At 65.2% G+C, this 18,126-nt stretch carries 20 protein-coding genes; 6 read left to right on the forward strand and 14 right to left on the reverse strand.

Annotated elements, in window-relative coordinates:
- Positions 1–175: 175 nt before the first annotated feature.
- On the reverse strand, positions 176–1,396 hold the full coding sequence (locus FJ418_RS11570) for an argininosuccinate synthase (RefSeq protein WP_140865586.1): 1,221 nt from the start codon (positions 1,394–1,396) through the stop codon (positions 176–178).
- 183 nt (positions 1,397–1,579) lie between these two features.
- On the opposite strand from FJ418_RS11570, the gene FJ418_RS11575 reads away from it, so the two are divergent.
- The gene (locus FJ418_RS11575; protein ID WP_140865588.1) at positions 1,580–2,221 is read left to right on the forward strand and encodes a LysE family translocator; all 642 of its coding nucleotides are present in this window, start codon (positions 1,580–1,582) and stop codon (positions 2,219–2,221) included.
- Between the two features lie 3 nt (positions 2,222–2,224).
- On the opposite strand, the gene FJ418_RS11580 is transcribed toward FJ418_RS11575, so the two are convergent.
- The 3 genes from FJ418_RS11580 to FJ418_RS11590 all read right to left on the reverse strand — a co-directional run bounded on the left by FJ418_RS11580 (position 2,225) and on the right by FJ418_RS11590 (position 5,509).
- Entirely contained in the window at positions 2,225–2,692 is a 468-nt protein-coding gene (locus tag FJ418_RS11580) for a hypothetical protein (RefSeq protein ID WP_140783172.1), read from the reverse strand.
- Positions 2,689–3,921, reverse strand: coding sequence for a 23S rRNA (adenine(2503)-C(2))-methyltransferase RlmN (rlmN, locus tag FJ418_RS11585; RefSeq protein WP_140865590.1), 1,233 nt, complete (start codon positions 3,919–3,921; stop codon positions 2,689–2,691). Before rlmN ends, FJ418_RS11580 begins: the two co-directional genes overlap by 4 nt.
- Before the next feature lie 103 nt (positions 3,922–4,024).
- Positions 4,025–5,509: a DHA2 family efflux MFS transporter permease subunit gene (locus FJ418_RS11590; protein WP_246683033.1), complete on the reverse strand. Its 1,485-nt coding sequence runs from the start codon at positions 5,507–5,509 to the stop codon at positions 4,025–4,027.
- 277 nt (positions 5,510–5,786) lie between these two features.
- Between FJ418_RS11590 and FJ418_RS11595 the strand changes: the two genes are divergently transcribed.
- Positions 5,787–6,086, forward strand: a complete 300-nt coding sequence (locus FJ418_RS11595) for a hypothetical protein (RefSeq protein ID WP_140647862.1) — start codon at positions 5,787–5,789, stop codon at positions 6,084–6,086.
- A gap of 137 nt (positions 6,087–6,223) precedes the next feature.
- Positions 6,224–7,576, forward strand: coding sequence for a chloride channel protein (locus FJ418_RS11600; RefSeq protein WP_140865592.1), 1,353 nt, complete (start codon positions 6,224–6,226; stop codon positions 7,574–7,576).
- A gap of 21 nt (positions 7,577–7,597) precedes the next feature.
- Here FJ418_RS11600 and FJ418_RS11605 read toward each other — a convergent pair whose 3' ends face one another.
- The 8 genes from FJ418_RS11605 to FJ418_RS11640 form a co-directional block, all read right to left on the reverse strand.
- Positions 7,598–8,206: a DUF4336 domain-containing protein gene (locus tag FJ418_RS11605; RefSeq protein ID WP_246683019.1), complete on the reverse strand. Its 609-nt coding sequence runs from the start codon at positions 8,204–8,206 to the stop codon at positions 7,598–7,600.
- A gap of 183 nt (positions 8,207–8,389) precedes the next feature.
- Complete coding sequence (locus tag FJ418_RS11610; protein WP_140865596.1) at positions 8,390–8,932, reverse strand: hypothetical protein; 543 nt, start codon at positions 8,930–8,932, stop codon at positions 8,390–8,392.
- A gap of 129 nt (positions 8,933–9,061) precedes the next feature.
- Positions 9,062–9,352 carry a hypothetical protein gene (locus FJ418_RS11615; protein ID WP_140647858.1) on the reverse strand — a complete coding sequence of 97 codons (291 nt, stop codon included), beginning with the start codon at positions 9,350–9,352 and terminating at the stop codon, positions 9,062–9,064.
- A gap of 96 nt (positions 9,353–9,448) precedes the next feature.
- Positions 9,449–10,234 (reverse strand): hypothetical protein, encoded by a 786-nt coding sequence (locus FJ418_RS11620; RefSeq protein WP_140857993.1) that lies wholly within the window; start codon positions 10,232–10,234, stop codon positions 9,449–9,451.
- Positions 10,221–10,754 (reverse strand): sigma-70 family RNA polymerase sigma factor, encoded by a 534-nt coding sequence (locus FJ418_RS11625; protein ID WP_140658628.1) that lies wholly within the window; start codon positions 10,752–10,754, stop codon positions 10,221–10,223. Before FJ418_RS11625 ends, FJ418_RS11620 begins: the two co-directional genes overlap by 14 nt.
- Before the next feature lie 471 nt (positions 10,755–11,225).
- Positions 11,226–11,729, reverse strand: a complete 504-nt coding sequence (locus FJ418_RS11630) for an invasion associated locus B family protein (RefSeq protein ID WP_140658627.1) — start codon at positions 11,727–11,729, stop codon at positions 11,226–11,228.
- A 257-nt stretch (positions 11,730–11,986) separates the two neighbouring features.
- Complete coding sequence (locus FJ418_RS11635) at positions 11,987–12,349, reverse strand: YkvA family protein (RefSeq protein WP_140865598.1); 363 nt, start codon at positions 12,347–12,349, stop codon at positions 11,987–11,989.
- A 265-nt stretch (positions 12,350–12,614) separates the two neighbouring features.
- Positions 12,615–12,908 carry a 4a-hydroxytetrahydrobiopterin dehydratase gene (locus FJ418_RS11640; RefSeq protein WP_140707239.1) on the reverse strand — a complete coding sequence of 98 codons (294 nt, stop codon included), beginning with the start codon at positions 12,906–12,908 and terminating at the stop codon, positions 12,615–12,617.
- A 117-nt stretch (positions 12,909–13,025) separates the two neighbouring features.
- Here FJ418_RS11640 and FJ418_RS11645 point away from each other — a divergent pair, with 117 nt between their 5' ends.
- Complete coding sequence (locus FJ418_RS11645; protein ID WP_140865600.1) at positions 13,026–13,541, forward strand: low molecular weight protein-tyrosine-phosphatase; 516 nt, start codon at positions 13,026–13,028, stop codon at positions 13,539–13,541.
- On the opposite strand, the gene thpR is transcribed toward FJ418_RS11645, so the two are convergent.
- Together thpR and FJ418_RS11655 are read right to left on the reverse strand one after the other, a co-directional pair.
- Complete coding sequence (gene thpR / locus FJ418_RS11650) at positions 13,448–14,041, reverse strand: RNA 2',3'-cyclic phosphodiesterase (protein WP_140865602.1); 594 nt, start codon at positions 14,039–14,041, stop codon at positions 13,448–13,450. The genes FJ418_RS11645 and thpR overlap by 94 nt on opposite strands.
- 118 nt (positions 14,042–14,159) lie before the next feature.
- Positions 14,160–14,804 (reverse strand): arylesterase, encoded by a 645-nt coding sequence (locus FJ418_RS11655; RefSeq protein WP_140865604.1) that lies wholly within the window; start codon positions 14,802–14,804, stop codon positions 14,160–14,162.
- An 82-nt stretch (positions 14,805–14,886) separates the two neighbouring features.
- Here FJ418_RS11655 and FJ418_RS11660 point away from each other — a divergent pair, with 82 nt between their 5' ends.
- Together FJ418_RS11660 and FJ418_RS11665 are read left to right on the forward strand one after the other, a co-directional pair.
- Positions 14,887–15,585 (forward strand): ABC transporter ATP-binding protein, encoded by a 699-nt coding sequence (locus FJ418_RS11660; protein WP_140865606.1) that lies wholly within the window; start codon positions 14,887–14,889, stop codon positions 15,583–15,585.
- The gene (locus tag FJ418_RS11665) at positions 15,585–18,125 is read left to right on the forward strand and encodes an ABC transporter permease (RefSeq protein ID WP_140865607.1); all 2,541 of its coding nucleotides are present in this window, start codon (positions 15,585–15,587) and stop codon (positions 18,123–18,125) included. Before FJ418_RS11660 ends, FJ418_RS11665 begins: the two co-directional genes overlap by 1 nt.
- The last annotated feature ends 1 nt before the right edge of the window (position 18,126 follow it).

The following is an 18,126-nucleotide window of genomic DNA, read 5'->3' on the forward strand; positions in this document are numbered from 1 at the left end:
TGCGTGGCGTTGGGCGCGCGGGGATCAGGCACCGCGCCAAAGTAGCTCTCAAGGCAGGAAATGGCAGTCGCTCCTTCATTGGACTGCCTCTCCAAAGAATCCTTTCTCAGCCTAAACTCAACCCCAAAAAACGCCATATGCGATTCCCCTGCCCGCAAGGGGGAGATTAGCAGCTTCAGCGACGGCTTCTCGCGGCCAGCGTCCGTAACCTCAACCCATTGAGCCGAATGAATCCCTCGGCGTCCTTCTGGTCGTAGGCGCCGCGGTCGTCCTCGAAGGTGACGAGCGCATCGGAATAAAGCGTCTTTTTCGACTTGCGGCCGGTGACCATGACATTGCCCTTGTAGAGCTTCAGCCGCACCGTGCCTTCGACGTCTTCCTGGCTCTTGTCGATCATCGCCTGCAGCATGAGGCGCTCGGGCGAAAACCAGAAGCCGTTATAGATGAGCTCGGCGTAGCGCGGCATGAACTCGTCCTTGAGGTGGGCGGCGCCCCGGTCGAGCGTGATCGATTCGATGGCGCGGTGGGCGGCGATCAGGATCGTGCCGCCGGGCGTCTCGTAGACGCCGCGCGACTTCATGCCGACGAAGCGGTTCTCGACCAGATCGAGGCGGCCGATGCCGTTGTCGCGGCCGAGGTCGTTGAGCGCCGCCAGCATGGTGGCCGGCGACAACTTCTTGCCGTTGAGCGCGACTGGGTCGCCCTTGAGGAATTCGATCTCGATTTCGGTGACGGCATCGGGCGCGTCCATCGGCGAAACGGTGCGCTGATGCACGAATTCCGGCGGCTCGCTCCACGGATCCTCCAGCACCTTGCCCTCGGAGGAGGAGTGCAAAAGATTGGCGTCGACCGAGAAGGGCGCTTCGCCGCGCTTGTCCTTCGCGACCGGGATCTGGTGCTGCTCGGCGAAGTTGATCAGATCGGTGCGCGACTTGAACGTCCAGTCGCGCCAGGGCGCGATGACCTTGATGTCGGGGTTGAGCGCATAGGCGGACAATTCGAAGCGGACCTGGTCGTTGCCCTTGCCGGTGGCGCCATGGGCGATCGCGTCGGCGCCGGTCTCTTTCGCGATCTCGACCAAGTGCTTGGAGATCAGCGGCCGGGCGATCGAGGTGCCGAGCAGGTAGGTGCCTTCATAGACGGTGTTGGCGCGGAACATCGGGAAGACGAAGTCCGCGACGAATTCCTCGCGCACATCGACGATGCGGATGTCCTTGATGCCCATCATCTCGGCCTTCTTACGGGCCGGCTCCAGCTCGCCGCCCTGGCCGAGATCGGCGGTGAAGGTGACGACTTCGGCGCCGAGCTCGGTCTGCAGCCATTTCAGGATGATGGAGGTGTCGAGGCCGCCGGAATAGGCGAGCACGACTTTCTTGACGTTCTTGATCTTGGACATTTTTGGCGGTTCCGCGGGAAAAGAGCTTCGCGGGGCGAGGTATCACGGCCTTTCCGGGCGGCGCAAGAGACGAACAGAGGCCTGGCTCCAGCACAGGCTGGGCCAGAAGTTTGCCCGGGCAGACGCTGGCGGAGCAAAAATGGTCGCGTTATAGGCTGCGCGATCTCTCCCAGGGCCGCGCGCATGTCCTTCATTCCCGACACTTCGACGCTCATCCAGTTCGCCATCGCCACCGTCATCCTGGCGATCACGCCGGGGCCGGACATGACGCTGTTCGTCTCGCGCACGCTGAGCCAGGGCCGCGCCACCGGCTTTGCCTCGATGGCGGGCGCGCTCACCGGCACGCTGATCCACACCACGCTGGTTGTGGTCGGCATCTCGGCGCTGATCGTCGCCTCGCCGATGGCCTTCTTCGTCCTGAAGATTTTTGGCGCCGGCTATCTGGTGTTCCTAGCCTGGCAGGCAGTGACGAAGGGCTCGGCCTTCTCGCCGGAGAAGAGGACGGGACCGCAAGTCTCCCTGTTCTGCAGCTGGGCGGCCGGGCTCGGCGTCAACCTGCTCAATCCCAAGATCATCCTGTTCTTCATGACCTTCCTGCCGCAATTCGTCTCCGCGCACGATCCGAACGCGTCCGAAAAGCTGTTCTTCCTCGGCATGATGTTCATCATGCTGTCGATCCCGGTGACGGTGCCGATGGTGCTGGCGGCGGAAAAGTTCTCGGCGGCGATGAAGGCAAGCCCGCGCGTCACGCGCGTGGTCGACTATCTGTTCGCTGGCGTGTTCTCGGCCTTCGCGCTCAAGATCCTGACCGCGCAGGCGAAGTAGGGTTCACGGCTCCGCGTCGAGCAAGGGCGCGCGACGCCAGCTTCCGGCCCAGCGACCGGCGGAGAGCCAGTAGAAGATGCCGCCGACCATGCCGGCGCCGATCACGGCCAGCCTGGCGTTGGTCTCGGTGACATCGAAATTCGCATCGCCGACATTGTGCACGAAGCCGAGAAAGACGATGGCGATGACGGCGCCGCCGAGCGCGTAGAACAGCCAGTCGCGGCGGCCAAGCACCTCGGCGATCAAAATGACGACCGCCGCCGGCATGAAGGCGAAATAGGCGACAAACAGCGCCACGAAAGGCACCGAGAAATAGAGCGAGGCGGTGGCCGTCGGCTCCGGATCGGCCGGGGTGTAGCCCAGATGCGCCAGGACCAGGACGTTGAGGAAGGCGCTGGCCGCCAGCGAGGCGACGACATAGCCGACCAGGATGGCGGCAAAGCGGATGAGGTAGGCGATGATGCGCCTCACGCCTCGCCGTGTCCCGCGATCATCATGGCTTCGAGCGCCAGCCGGTCGACCTTGCGCATGCGCTCGGATTCCGACTTGAGCTGGCCGCAGGCGGCGAGGATGTCGCGGCCGCGCGGCGTGCGGATCGGCGATGCGTAGCCGGCATTGTTGATGTAGTCGGCAAACTTCTCGATCGTCTCCCAGTCCGAGCACTGATAGTTGGTGCCGGGCCAGGGGTTGAAGGGGATCAGGTTGATCTTGGCCGGGATGCCCCTGAGCAGCTTGACCAGCGCCTTGGCGTCGTCGAGCGAATCGTTGACGTCCTTCAGCATCACATATTCGAAGGTGATGCGCTTGGCGTTGGAGAGGCCGGGATAGGCTTTGCAGGCGGCGATCAGCTCCTTCAGCGGGAACTTCTTGTTGATCGGCACCAGCAGGTCGCGCAGGTCGTCATTGGTGGCGTGCAGCGAGATCGCCAGCATCACGCCGATCTCCTCGCCGGTGCGGAAGATTTCCGGCACCACGCCGGAGGTCGACAGCGTGATCCGCCGCTTCGACAGCGACAGCCCGTCCCCGTCGGACGCGATCAGCAGCGCCTTCTTCACCGCCTCGAAATTATAGAGCGGCTCGCCCATGCCCATCATGACGATGTTGGAAACCTTGCGGCCCTCGGCCGGCACGATGGCGCCGTCCGGCGTGTCGCGGTCGGGGAAGTCGCCGAGCCGGTCGCGCGCGGTGAGCAGCTGCGCCAGGATCTCCTCGGCGGTGAGGTTGCGCACCAGCTTCTGCGTGCCGGTGTGGCAGAAGGAGCAGGTGAGCGTGCAGCCGACCTGCGAGGAAATGCAGAGCGTGCCGCGGCCTTCCTCGGGAATGTAGACGGTCTCGATCTCGACGGGACGGCCGGCGCCGCGCGGCGGAAAGCGGAACAGCCATTTGCGCGTGCCGTCGGAAGAGATCTGCTCCTCGACGATTTCCGGCCGCGCGACGGTGAAATGCTTGTCGAGCTCGGCGCGCAGGTCCTTGGAGATGTTGAACATATGCGCGAAGTCGGAAACGCCGCGCACATACATCCAGTGCCAGAGCTGCTGGGCGCGCATCTTGGCCTGACGCTCCGGCACGATGCCGGCATTGATGAGAGCTTCACCGAGCTCGGCGCGGGTCAGGCCGATCAGCGACGGCTTCTCGGCCGGTGTTGCGCGGCGCAAGGCGTCACGAGCGCCTTCGGCGGTAAGATCAAGCGAAACGGTCATGGTGGCGCCAATATAAGCGATTTGCGGCCGATTTCAGCATCGGCCGCAGATGGAAGCGCGGCGCATAGCACAGCTCGGCGACGGAGTCATGCGCCCCGCAGGTTCAGGCGTCGGCTTCCGCCTTGCGGCGATGGCCGCTGACCTGCTGGCCGTCTTCCGGATGCAGGAAGAAGAACCCCGGTATGGAAAGCAGCGGGATCACCGCCGTCAGCAGGAACGCCCAATGGAACTGATCCGCCGTCGGCGCATGCGCCTGGCTGGAGACGAGGCCGAGCACCATGGCGGCGATCGAGACGCCGAGCGAAACGCTGAGCTGCTGCAGGACGCCGCCGAGGCTGGTGGCGCGGCTGAGCTTCTCGCCTGGCAGATCGGCATAGGACAGCGTGTTGGACGACATGAACTGCGCCGAACGCACGATGCCGAAGAAAAAGACATAGAGGCCGATCAGCCAATGCGGGCTATCGGCATCGAGCAGGGCAAAGCCCGCCACGGCAACAGAGCCGACCACCGCGCTGCCGCTCAGCACGGCCTTGAAGCCGAAGCGCCGCAGGAAGAACGACAGCAGCGGCCGCATTAGAAGCGCGCCGAAGCTGCCGACGAAGGTCAGCGAGCCGGACGTGACCGGGCTCATGCCGAAGCCGACCTGCAGCATCAGCGGCAAAAGGAACGGCGCGCCGTTGAGGCCGATGCGGCACAGCCCCCCGGCCAGCGTGCCGACCCAGAAGGAGCGGAAGCGAAACAGCGTGAGATCGACCGCAGGCGCCGCGACGCGGCGGGCATAGCGGCCGAAGGCGAGCAGCAGCAGGACCGACGCGGCCAGCACCAGCATGGTCGCCAGCGAGGAAATGATCGGCCTGCCGATATTCTCCAGGCCGAACTGCAGCAGCGCGGCGCCGGCCCCCACCATGAGGAAGCCGGCGAAGTCGAAAGGCTGCGCTCCCTCGCCGTGGAAATCGTCGACGAAGCGCAAGGCGGCGAAGATGCCGATGAGGCCGAACGGCACGTTGACGTAGAAGATCCAGCGCCAGGATGCATAGGTGGTCAGCAAGCCGCCGAGCAGCGGCCCGATGACGGGACCGACGATCGCCGGCAAGGTCATGTAGGTCATGGCGGTGATCAGCCCGCTGCGCGGAAAGGAGCGCAACAGGATCAGCCGCCCGACCGGTGTCATCATGGCGCCGCCCAGCCCCTGCAGCGCGCGCATGGCCAGGAGCATGCCGACGCTGTCGGCCACGCCGCACAGGACCGAGCCGAGGGTGAAGGTGAAGAGCGCCAGGGCGAAGATTTTTCGAGCGCCGAACCGGTCGGCGAACCAGCCGCTGACCGGAATGAACACCGCGAGCGTCAGGATGTAGGTGGTGATCGCCAGGTTGAGCCGGACCGGGGTGGTGTCGAGGCTTTGCGCGATGGCCGGGATAGCGGTGGTGAGGATGGTGGAATCGAGCTGCTCCATCAGGAAGGCGATGGCGACGATTGCCGGGATGATCAGCTTGAGACGCGGGTCGCGCTCGGTCGCAAAGAGATGCTGTTCCAATTGTCCGCCAGTTCCGTCGTGCAGGAAGCGGTCGCCCGCCTGTGGGCCATCCACGATCAAGCCGGCGTCGATGTCGTGCGGCCCAGCCGGCCTGGCCTTCCCACCGCACCCGACTGCTTTATGTCCCGATCGATGCGAAGTGATAGCGATTTCGACTGGCACAGGGGTCAACAAATTTTGAGCCCTGCCGCCTGTGCCAGGGTGGAACGGAGCTGGCTCCCGCCATGGTCGGCTGAAAATCGATCACATATTCGTGTTGGCGTAACCAATCGAAGCGCATCCGCGAACCTGAAAGGGGCGACCATGCCCCTCAACAATGGGAGTTGTTCTGATGCACTCGATCAAGTTCGCACTCGTTGCCGGCCTCGCCGGTCTTTGCGCCTCGCAGGCCTTCGCCGAGGACACGATGGGCGCCATGACGATGATGAAGGGCGGGCAGGTCACCGCGATCATGCCGGACGGTCACATGGGCACCATGATGCCGGACGCCAAGATGAGCGCCGATATGATGAAGATGGCCAAGCCGATCAAGCATTGCATGATGATGATCACCGACGCCAAGGGCAAAGCCTACATGATCGATACGTCGACCAAGAAGGCCCAGGCCGAATGTGAAAAAATGGCGATGTGAGATCCACCTTGCCCGCCTGACATTCCCGCCGGCATCGGAGCCGGCGGGACAATCTTGAGCGCATGCACGATTACGCCTGCGCGGTCTTGATCGACCCTCAGCCTGTGCTAGGGCTGAATTCCATCACGAGGGCGGACATGGCCGGCATATCCCGAAAGAATCGTATGCTGCGGCGCTCACAGGCGATGTGGGTGTCGCGGCGCGTCTGGCAGCCGCGTCTGGTCTTCTGGGCCGGCGCCATCTCGATCGGCCTGATCAGCGTCCTGTTCGCATTGCTCGCCGACCGCGCGCAAACCCTGTTCCATCTCATGACGGGCAATGACGGCGGCTGGCGCTTCTATCTGCCGCTGGTCGTGACGCCGCTCGGTTTCGTCCTTTGCGCCTGGCTGGCGCATTCCTTCTTCCCGGGATCGCAAGGCAGCGGCATTCCGCAGGCGATCGCGGCACGGCATCTGCGCGACGAGGACGACCGCAGCCACATTTTGTCGCTGCGTTTGGCGGCGGGCAAGATCGCGCTCACCATCGTCGGCCTCGCCTGCGGCGCCTCGATCGGCCGCGAAGGCCCGACGGTGCAAGTCGGCGCTTCGCTGATGCTGCAGGCGGCGCGCTGGGGCGGCATGGCGCAGGCGCGGGGCCTGATCCTTGCCGGTTCGGCCGCCGGCATCGCGGCGGCCTTCAACACGCCGCTCGCCGGCATCGTCTTCGCCATCGAGGAGATGGGCCGCGCCTATGAATCGCGCACCAACGGGCTGGTGCTGACGGCGGTGATCCTTGCCGGCCTTGCCTCGCTGGGGCTCATCGGCAACTACACCTATTTCGGCGTCGCCAAGGACACGGTCGCCTTCGCCGCCGACTGGCCGCTGGTGCTGGCCTGCGGCATCATCGGCGGCGGTGTCGGCGCGCTGTTCTCGCTCTTGGCGCTGAAGGTCATGCGCCGCATACGGCGCTGGAACGCGCTGCAGCCGCTGCCGCGCACGCTGGTCGTGGCGGCTGTCTGCGGCCTAGCCGTGGCCGCGATCGGCATCGCCTCCGGAGGATTGACCTTCGGCACCGGCTACACGCAGGCGCGCGGCGCGATCGAAGGCACGCCGCTGCCGGCCTTCTTCTTCGTCGAGAAATTCGCTGCCGGCCTGCTGTCGATGGTGTCGGGGATACCGGGCGGCATCTTCGCGCCGTCGCTGGCGGTGGGCGCCGGGCTGGGCAGCACGCTCGGCCTCGCCTTCGGCGCGGCCACGGGAACCGCGGCGCTGCTCGGCATGGCCGGCTATTTCGCCGGCGTCGTGCAGGCGCCGATGACGGCCTTCGTCATCATCCTCGAAATGACCGGCAACCACGACAATGTGATCGCGCTGATGTGCGCTGCGGTGCTGGGCTACGGCACGGCGCGGCTGATCTCGCACGAGCCGCTCTATCACGCGCTGTCGCGCGTCTTCATCGCCGAGGCGATCCGGCGGCGGCGCGCGGAGACGAGCGAAGCAGTCAAGGCGTAGCGCTTCGAAGGTGGGTCGTCGTCACAAAACCCAACGGAACGCGCGCCTGAGTTCGGCGGCGCCGTCTTTGTCATACCATCGGCCATGCGCGATTATGACGCGCTCCGGCTGCCAAGCGAGCATCTGGCGAACCGCCGCCCGCAAGGCCCGACGACGGCGAAAGAAGCTCAGCCGCATGTCGATCGGCGCCTTGCCGTCCGGATCGATCGCGCCGGCGAGCCTGACGAGCAATCGCAGAAACCAGCTATGAATCCGGCCTGGCTCGAAGTTCTCTATCAGGTCGGTGAGGATCAGCGTTTGCGATGCGCGATGGAACAGCACGGCCTCGGTGAGGACGTCGCCGCGCACGACCAAAAGGTCGATCTCAGCGGGCCAGGGCGAGGCGCGCCCCACCAGCAGCCGGTCCACGGCGATAGGACGCTTTGCCCGTTCCCGCAGGCCGCGCACGGCCAAAACCTCCGCCCTAGGCATGGCGACCTTCCAATCGGGCAGCCACCAGTAGTGAAGGGAGTTCGGCGCGACCAGGAAGCGGACTGGCCCCAGAAGCTCGACCGCGGACCGGAGCGCGGGCGCAAGCGCGACGGGCGAATGCAGGATCAGGTCGCCACTGCGAAGCCGCACGACCGTCATGCGGGTGGTGAAAGGAAATTCAAACGGTCCGACGCCGAAGCCGATCCGTGGTCCATCCACGATCCACAGATCGGGAGCGACGGGTTTCAGGACATCGATCGGCTCATAGAGATCGAGAGCGGACCTGTCGGCGGGCGATTCCTGGGGCATGGCTGCTCGGCGGTAACTCGAAGCGCGATGCGGTCAGCCGAAACCGTCCGGTGCCTGTGAGCCATATGGCGCGCCTTCGTCTGGAGGGAAGCGCATGGCTGCACGCATCGCCAGCCACTCGCGAAGCGCGACACGGATTAATTCCATGCGTCCGAGCTTCATGCGCGCCGCGATCGTCGACAGCGCAATTTCGGTGGCCGGGTCGAACGACATGGACGCGGAATCGCGTAGCATCGCCGCGGCGCGAAAATCGGCGAGCCGCGCGTCCTCGGCCGGACCGGCTTGCCCTTCGCCCGGTTTTGCATTCGCAGTCGCCTGCGACTTTGCCGGGCCCGTGGCGGTGTCGCAGTCCCGGATCGCAACGAGGTTGTCACCTTTGATCGTAACGAGGACGAGGCGCGACCCCCGCGGATAATATCGGAGCAAGGCAGCGGCTTGATCGGCGAGGATGGCGCCGTTCCATTCGCAGAGCTCGCCGCCGAGCAGCCAGTTCCGCTGCCCGCCATTCGCCATCACGGCGATGTATTCTCCATCGCAAGGATAACCGATCAGTGCGATTTCCTCGTAGTCTTCCAATCTGCGCATCGCAAATAAGTCCCTGGTCGATGAAGCCGTGCTCATCTCTTCTTGCGCGAAAACGGCCCGGCAACCTCCAAGCCGAGATGCCGGGACGTCGGGAAGCGCCCGCGCGCAGCGCTTCCCGGGTCACCTTCCCGGGTCACCTGGGGAGCCGGTAACCTGCGACAGCATCTCGTTCGCGCAGGCAATCAGGGGGACGGTCGAATTCGGCAGCCGCGCTTGCGACAGCCACAATCGGCGGTGCTCCTGCGACAGGCCCTTCATCGCGGTGCGAGCAGCGGAGGTGATCTCGAATGGCCCGCAGGCGGCACACTGGAACTCCACCTTGCGGAGCATGACCTCGGCTTCCAGGGCCACTCCGGCGCAAACGGGACAGGTGGACGGATAGTATCTCCTTTCGAACGGCAGGAGTTTCATCGCGCGGACTTATCCGACGGCATGCGGCATCGGCGGATCGTGAATTCCAGCTTCGCGTGCATTCTGTCTCCCTTGTCCGGCAGCCGGCGGCCGCGATCAGCCTCTTGTCTTGGGCGCGACGCTCCGGCGCGTGGCGACCTCGATCTGCTTTGCTTCCACTTCGAGCCGATCCGGCGCGGCGGACCCCATCAGCGCATAGGCGGTACCCCCAGACTGCCAGTAAACCGTCGGCACGCGGCCGTCGGTGGCAGGCGTCGGGGGAACGGCGTCCTCGCCGTTCATCGGTGCCGCCACAAGTGTGATGCGCCCGACGCTTGGTGTATCGGCCGTCACGACCAGGCTCTGCTGTCCGTTCCAGGGCTGCACCTGGACATCCTTGACCACCCATGCCGAGGGCAGCGTCGGCATGCTGACGTTGACGGCGCCAACCAGCCGCTGGATCTTATCCTGTTTGAGCTCGACGCCCTTTTCGGGACCGGCATTGAGTTGCGCGACGCGCAGCGCATCCCGCGCGGCCAGGATGAAGGTTTCATCCGCCGTCTTGCCGCCCTGGCGAAGCGGCACGGTCAGCGAGTTGGCCGACCATCCGATCGCGATTAGCGCGACGGCGGCGACTTGAAGTCGGAGCATCGCGAACATCCGCCTGCGGCGAAGCGCCTGTTCCAGCTGTCTCGCCTTGTCGACGGTCGCGCCGGGCGGAAACAATCGCCTTGGTTGGGAATCGCGCAACGCATCCATGCGTTGCGCGTGGGCAAAGACCTCCGCTGCCAGTTCCGGCTCGCGGGCAAGCCGGGCCTGCAGCTCGGATCGCTGCGACGGCGACAGCTCGCCATCCAGCAAGCGGCCGATATCCTGCTCGGAAACGCGACTATCGGGCCACATCACGCCCTCCAATGATCTTCAGATGACGGGAAGCTCCGTCATCCATATTTTCCATGTTGTGCTTCAAGGCAGCGCGAGCCCGGCTGAGACGGGACATCACGGTTCCCGTCGGCACGCCCAGAAGTTCGGCCGCCTCGGAATAGGTAAAACCCAGCACGCCGACCAGGTGCAGTATTTCGGCCTGGTCGGTCGGCATCCGGGCGAGGGCCCTGCCGACGTTGGAAAGTTCGGCGCTGTGCTCCTGCGGCGGCGGCGAGGCGGCATCCGACATGTCGGCGATGGACGCAAGGCGCCGCCTGTCGGCATCGGCCTGACTGGCACCGGTGAAGAAGGTATTGCGGACAATCCTGATCAGCCAGGGAAGCAGCGGCCGGGAGGGATCGTAGCTGCCGGCCATCGACAACGCACGGGCGAGAGATTCCTGCACAAGGTCATCGGCGTCGGAATCATTGCCGGTGAGCACTCTGCCGTAACGCCACAGATCCTCCAGATGCGGTATGACGTCGAACTTCGCTTTCATCCCATCTCATGCCGCCCGTCTCATGCCCGTGTTGGCGCAAGCCGGGCCTACCTTACTGCGCTGTCCAGCCAAAGCCGGCGCGAAAAGCGGCCCAGCGGTCAGGGACAGGGGGACAGGCAACCGCTGGGCCGGCTGGGAGCGTGCTCCTCCCGACTGCAAGCCCTGAAAGACACTCATCCCCAGTGCTTGCCGCCGCTCCCTGTTTCCGGCGCGGCCCTGAAAATGACGGGCCGCGTCAGAACGTGTTCTTCCTCTTTGCGCTATCTACCGGGCTTGGCGGGAAACTATTCCGTCGGCCGCGAAATTTTTCCGGGCGATTGGCCGCGGGTATGAATTCCCGGCCGTGCCTCGCCGACGCCGCCCGCCGAGACGAACCGGCACGGATACAAGGCAAGCTGAAGGGAAAAGGCCGGACCTGATGGCCCGGCCTTGCGTCAGTTCATTCGTCGTTTGGCGGTTTGTGGCTCTTGCCTATTTGCACTTGGCGATCGAGGACAGCGCGGCTGAGATGCCCTTGAGCGAGAAGACGTAGGAGGTGGGGTTGCCGCGGCCGGACTTCGCCTGCACCTTCATGTCGGAGCCGGTCTTCATGGCTGCGATCAGCACCGGCTCTTCGGCGGCGTTCTCGACCCAGGCCGACTTGCCGCGGGTGAACATCGAGAAGGATTTCTTGTCGATGGTGACGGTGGCCTTCGAGCCTTCCTGGAAGTTGTAGCCGGCGATGAACTGCGGCTCGTAGGAGACCTGCTGTCCGGGCCGCTGGCTGACGAAGAAGAACATGTCGCCATGGTCGAGCGTCGCCGGCTGCTTGTCGGTGGGCACGGTCAGCACATAGCAGACCTTGCCGGCGGCCGACTGATAGCTGTAGGTGCCCCAGGCATTGTGCTGGCCGATCTTGGTGGCCTGTTGCGCCAACACCGGCACTGCCGAGGCCACCAGGACCAGGCTGGAAACTATAGCAATCAATCCGCGCATCGTTCTTCCCGTATTCCAAATGGTGCGGAGGCGGGCCGCGTGGCGTCCTGCCGTCGCTTCATTTTGATTTAATCAGGGTTACCAAACGGTGAATTGTCCTCGAAGAAAAGGAACTCACCCCAGGAAACCGCCACCATCCGCGCCGCCACTGTGGATTGAGGCCGGCGCGACGTCCCGGCGCGGAGTTGGATGCCACGAAAACGGCAAGAGTTTGTCTTTTCGCACGCGCTGATTTACGGGCGTGAGGCGAGGCGAGATCAGTTCTTGTCCGCCAGCGCGTCCCTGGCGGCCTGCCTGTGGGCAGGCGTGATATGGGCGCTGACGGCGGTGATCGCGGCGGTCAGCACGGCAAGGTCGTCGGTGAAGCCGAGGCCGACAACGAAATCGGGAATGAAATCGAACGGCAGGACGAAATAACCCAGCGCGCCGAGCAGGATTGCCTTGGCCCGCATCGGCGTGTCCTTGTCCATGGCGCAATAGTAGGCGGCGACCACCTCGTCCATGAACGGAATCTGCCGCGCCGCCTTCTTGGCGGTGCGCCAGAATTTCTCGCGGACCTCGCCCTCGCCGGCAAGCTTGTCGCCGAAGCCGAAGAAATCGAAACCGGTACCTTGCGTCATCAGTCGCTCCTTGGCGGCCGCTCGCAACCCATGCGTGCCAACCCGCCGCGAAAGATGTGGTGAAAGCGGGGGGCTGCTACAAGAGTTTGGGCGGTTGCTTGGCCGGAAAATCGGAAAGGGATGCTGGCCAGCGGTGACCTGGCTGGCGATCGCCTAGTTTCTGCGATTGGCCGAGGCATCCCTCCCATCGTCTTCCAGGGTCTGCGGGCGTCGCTTCGCTCCTTGCTTCGCCTGGAATGACGAAGAAAGGCGAGTCTTTTCGCCCTCAGCCGAAATACCGGTTCATCCGCTTTGCCAGCTCGATATCCAGCGCCGTCACGCCGCCGGCGTCATGCGTGTTCAGCGTCACGTCGACGGTCTTGTAGACATTCGACCAGTCCGGGTGATGGTCCATCTTTTCGGCCGCCAGCGCCACGCGCGTCATAAAGGCGAAGGCTTCGGAGAAATTCTTGAAGACGAAGCTGCGTTTGATGGAAGCGCCGTCGGCGGCGAGCGACCAGCCCTCGAGCTCGGCCAGAGCCGTGGCGATCGCGTCCTTGGTCAGTTTTTCCCTGTTCATGTGTGGTCCCTGTGCTATTCGAAAATGGCCTGCACCATAGTGCATGTCGCCCAAAAGTGCGCGGCGGTTTTGGGGTGACGACATGCATGAAAGCAAAGATTTAAACCTGCCGGATCGATGCGCGAAAAGCCCTTAAAATCCATTCTGTTCGTCTGCCTCGGCAACATCTGCCGGTCACCGCTTGCCGAGGGCGTTTTCCACAGCGTGCTGGCCGAGCGCGGGCTGGCCGGGCGCATCGTGCTCGATTCGGCCGCGACCAGCGGCTGGGAGGTCGGCTCCGCGCCCGATCCACGCTCTGTCGCGGTGGCGGCAAAGCATGGCGTCGACATTTCAGGGCAGAGGGCGCGCAAGGTGCTGGCGGAGGATTTTTCGCGCTTCGACCTGATCCTCGGCATGGACAAGGCGAATGTGCGTGACCTCAAGGCGCTGGCGCCAGTGACCGCGCGCGAACGGGTCCATCTCTATCTGGATTTCGCGACGGGAAAGACCGCGGACGTGCCGGATCCCTATTACGACGGCGCCGAGGCCTTCGCTTCGGTCTATCGCATGATCCGCGAGGCATCTGCGGCGCTGGCGAAGCGGCTCGAGGCCAGCGCTTCGCCGACCAGCGGCCAGGCTTCTTCGACGATGTAGGGGCCGCCGCCGACCGAATCGCGCGACGACATCAGGACGAAGCGGCCGACGCGGAAGGGCAGCGCAGCGAAATTGCCGCGCGCCGAAAGATATTGCGCGACATCGAGCGGGCTCCCATTGCGCAGGCGCGCCAGCGTCACATGCGGCGAGAATTTGCGCGGGTCGGCCGGCAGGCCGAGCCGCTGGCAGATGCGGTCGATCTCGCCCTGCAGCGCCGCCAGGTCGGGCGAAGCCGACACGCCGGCCCACACCGCATGCGGCTTCTTGCCGCCGAAGGCGCCGACGCCGGAGAGCGTCATTTGAAAAGAGGGGCGGTCGACCCGGTCGAGGGCGTTGGCGATCTCGTCGGCGACATGGCCTTCGACATCGCCGATGAAGCGCAGCGTCAGATGGTAGTTTTCGACGTCGATCCAGCGCGCTCCTGGCAACCCGCCCCGGAGCAGGGACAAAGAGAGGGCGGCATCACGCGGAATTTCGAGGGCGGTGAAAAGACGTGGCATGTGAAGCCTCCTGTCCTCGAATCGAAACTCTCGTCCCTAGCGAATCATCGATATAAGCGCGGGGCAAGAGCTTTGTTGTCCACAAAGTTTCCCCAGCGGAAACCGTGGCGTTTTGGACTCACGACGGGCCGCCATTGTCGGCGATCGCCCTCTCGACGGTGGGCAGGATGCGCTCGACGATCACGTCGACCCCCTTCGGATTGGGGTGCAGGCCGTCCTCCAGCTGCAGGTCGGGGTGGCCGGCGACGCCGTCGAGAAAGAACGGATAGAGCGGAACGGCATATTTGGCGGCAAGCTTCGGGTAGATGGCGTCGAAGGTCTTCTGGTAGTCGGCGCCGAGATTGGGCGCGGCGCGCATGCCGGCGAGCAGCACCGGGATGTTGCGCTGCTTCAGCTTGCCCAGCATGGCGTCGAGGTTCTTCTCGGCGATGTCGGGAGCGACGCCGCGCAGCATGTCGTTGGCGCCGAGTTCGAGGATGACGAGGCTGGTGCCGTCCGGCACCGACCAGTCGAGCCGCGCCAGCCCGCCGCTCGATGTGTCGCCGGAGACGCCGGCATTGGCGACGGTGATGTCGAGGCCCTTAGCCTTCAGCGCCGCCTGCAGCCTGTCGGTGAAACCCTGGCCGGGGCCAAGGCCGAAGCCTGCCATCAGGCTGTCGCCGAAGCCGACGATGGTGAAGGTGGCGGCGCGCGCCGGCGTAATGGCGCCGCAAACGGCGAGGAAAAGCATGAGGGCTGCGGCAAAACGGTGTTTGAATGCCATGCGGCGAGCCCCATATGACCGAAACAACCCAAGGAAAGAGACACGGGCCGTCTCCTTTTTCCACATATAGGGCACTTTCATTGTGACAGAAGCCGTCATCGCGCTGAGGGACGTATCGCTGACGCTCGGCGAGGGGGCTTCCTCCGTCCACGTGTTGAAAGGCGTCAGCCTCGATGTCGCGGCCGGCGAAGCCACCGGCATCGTTGGACCGTCGGGCTCGGGCAAATCAACCCTGCTGATGGTTCTTGCCGGCCTGGAACGGGTCGATTCGGGTACCGTCCAGATCGCCGGTGAGCTGCTCAACGGCAAAAGCGAGGACCAGATCGCATCGTTTCGTGGGCGAAACATTGGCATCGTCTTTCAGTCCTTCCATCTCATTCCCAACATGACGGCGCTCGAGAACGTCGCGGTGCCGCTCGAGCTTGCCGGCCATGCCGACCCGTTCGGCGTCGCCGCGCGCGATCTCGCCGCCGTCGGCCTAAGCGACCGCGTGACGCACTATCCGGGCGAGCTCTCCGGCGGCGAGCAGCAGCGCGTGGCGATCGCCCGGGCGCTGGCGCCGTCGCCGCGCATCCTCATCGCCGACGAGCCGACCGGCAATCTCGACCAGGCGACGGGAAAGCAGATCGCCGATCTTCTGTTCGCCAAGGCGGCGGAACGCGGCATGACGCTGGTGCTGGTGACGCACGACCCGGCGCTTGCCACGCGTTGCGCGCGGCAGGTCTCGATGCGCTCGGGGCGGATCGAGGACGCGCCGAAAGCCGTGAAGGTTCCCGCCTGATGCGGACATTGAAGCTCGCCATCCGCTTCTCGCTGCGCGAGATGCGCGGCGGCCTGTCCGGCTTCATGATCTTCCTTGCATGCATCGCGCTCGGCGTCGCGGCGATCGGCGGCGTCAATTCGGTGGCGCAGGCGATTTCCGCCGGCGTCGCCAATCAGGGCCAGACGCTGCTTGGCGGCGATTTGCGCTTCCAGGTCAACCAGCGCAGCGCTTCGGATGCCGAGCTCGGCTTCATCAAAGGCCTCGGCACGGTCTCACTGACTTCCGGCATGCGCTCGATGGCGCGGCTGGAGGACGGCTCCGACCAGGCGCTGGTCGAGGCAAAGGCCGTCGACGACGCCTATCCGCTCTACGGCGCGCTGGAGACGGATCCGGCGCTGCCGAAGGACCAATTGTTCGGCGAAAGGTCCGGCGTGTTCGGCGCCGCCGCGCCCGACCTGTTGTTCGACCGGCTCAATGTTCATATCGGCGACAGGCTGAAGCTCGGCAGCGCCATTTTCGAGTTGCGGGCCAGGCTGGTCAGCGAGCCGGATGCGGTGTCGGACGGTTTCGGTTTCGCGCCACGGCTGATGATTTCGCGCGAGGGCCTTGCCGCATCCGGCCTGGTGCAGCCCGGCAGCTTAGTCGAGAACGCCTATAAGGTGCGGCTGCCCGACGGCGCGTCCGAGGCCCGGATCAAGGACATCCAGGCCGAGGCCGCGAAGGATTTCCCGCAGGCCGGCTGGTCGATCCGCACGCGCAGCAACGCCGCACCCGCGCTCTCAGCCAACATCGAGCGCTTCTCGCAGTTCCTGACGCTCGTCGGGCTGACGGCGCTGGTGGTCGGCGGCGTCGGCGTGGCGAATGCCGTGCGCGCCTATCTCGACGGCAAGCGCGGCGTCATCGCCACCTTCAAGAGCCTCGGCGCCTCGGGCGGTTTCGTCTTCACCGTCTATCTGGTGCAGATCCTGTTGATCGCGGGCCTCGGCATCGTGCTCGGGCTGATCCTGGGCGCCGCGATGCCGTTCGTGGCGAGCGCGCTCCTGCAGTCCGTCATCCCGGTGCCCGCGCAAGGCGGCTTCTATCCTGGCGCGCTTGCCATGGCCGCACTGTTCGGCCTGCTGGTGACGCTGGCCTTCGCGCTGCTGCCGCTCGGCCGCGCCGGCGACGTGCCGGCGACGGCGCTGTTCCGCGAAATGGGATTCGAGAGCCGCGGCCTGCCGCGCCTGCCCTATACGGGCGCTGCCCTGGCGATCGTCGTCGCGCTGGCGGCGCTGGCGATCCTCTCGGCCAACGACTACCGCATCGCCTCGATCTTCGTCGGCGCCACGGTTTTCGCCTTCCTGGTGCTGCGGCTGGTGGCGATGCTGGTGCAGTGGGCGGCAAAAAAAAGCCCGCGCGTGCGTTTCGTTTCGCTGCGGCTGGCGCTCGGCAACATCCACCGTCCGGGCGCGCTGACGCCCTCGGTGGTGCTGTCGCTTGGCCTCGGGCTGACGCTGCTGGTGACGCTGGCGCTGATCGACGGGAATCTCAGGCGGCAGATCTCCGGCAGCCTGCCGGAGCGGGCGCCGAACTTCTTCTTCGTCGATATCCAGAGCAGCGACGTCGACGCCTTCGCCAGCCTCGTCGGCAAGGAGTCGCCTCGGGGAACACTGGTCAAGGTGCCGATACTGCGCGGCCGTATCATGGCGCTCAACGGCGTCGACGTCGACAAGGTGAAGATCCCGGCCGACGGCGCCTGGGTGCTGCGCGGCGACCGCGGCCTGACCTATGACGCGAAACAGCCGGAGAACGCGACGCTGACCGAAGGTGCGTGGTGGCCGCAGGACTATTCCGGGGAGCCGCTGGTGTCGTTCTCGGCCGAGGAAGGCAAGGCGATCGGGCTGAAGCTCGGCGACACCGTCACCGTCAATGTGCTGGGACGCAACGTCACGGCGAAAATAGCCAATTTCCGCCAGGTGCAATGGGAGACGATGGGCATCAACTTCGTCATGGATTTCTCGCCCAACACCTTTGCCGGGGCGCCGCATGGCTGGCTGGCGACGCTGACCGACAAACAAGCCGGCACGGCCGACGACGCAAGGCTGCTCAACGCCGTCACCCGCGCCTTTCCGGCGGTGACGACGGTCCGCGTCAAAGACGCGCTCGACATCGTCAACCGGCTGGTCGCGCAATTGGGCACGGCGATCCGCGCCGCCGCCGGCGTGGCGCTGATCGCCTCGGTGCTGGTGCTCTCCGGCGCGCTTGCCGCCGGCAACCGGGCGCGCATCCACGACGCGGTGGTGCTGAAGACGCTCGGCGCGACGCGGCGGACGCTGATTACGGCCTTCTCGCTGGAATATGTGCTGATTGGCCTCGCGACCGCGCTGTTCGCGCTTGCCGCCGGCGGCATCGCCGCCTGGTTCGTAGTCGCGCATATCATGACGCTGCCGTCGCATTTCATGCCGGAGGTCGCGGTGGCGACGATCCTGGTTTCGCTGGCGGTCACCGTCGGAATCGGCCTTGCCGGCACCTGGCGGGTGCTTGGCCACAGGGCAGCGCCGGTACTGCGCAACCTCTGAC

The organism is Mesorhizobium sp. B2-8-3 (assembly GCF_006440815.1).
In the GTDB taxonomy this organism is placed as follows: Bacteria; Pseudomonadota; Alphaproteobacteria; order Rhizobiales; family Rhizobiaceae; genus Mesorhizobium.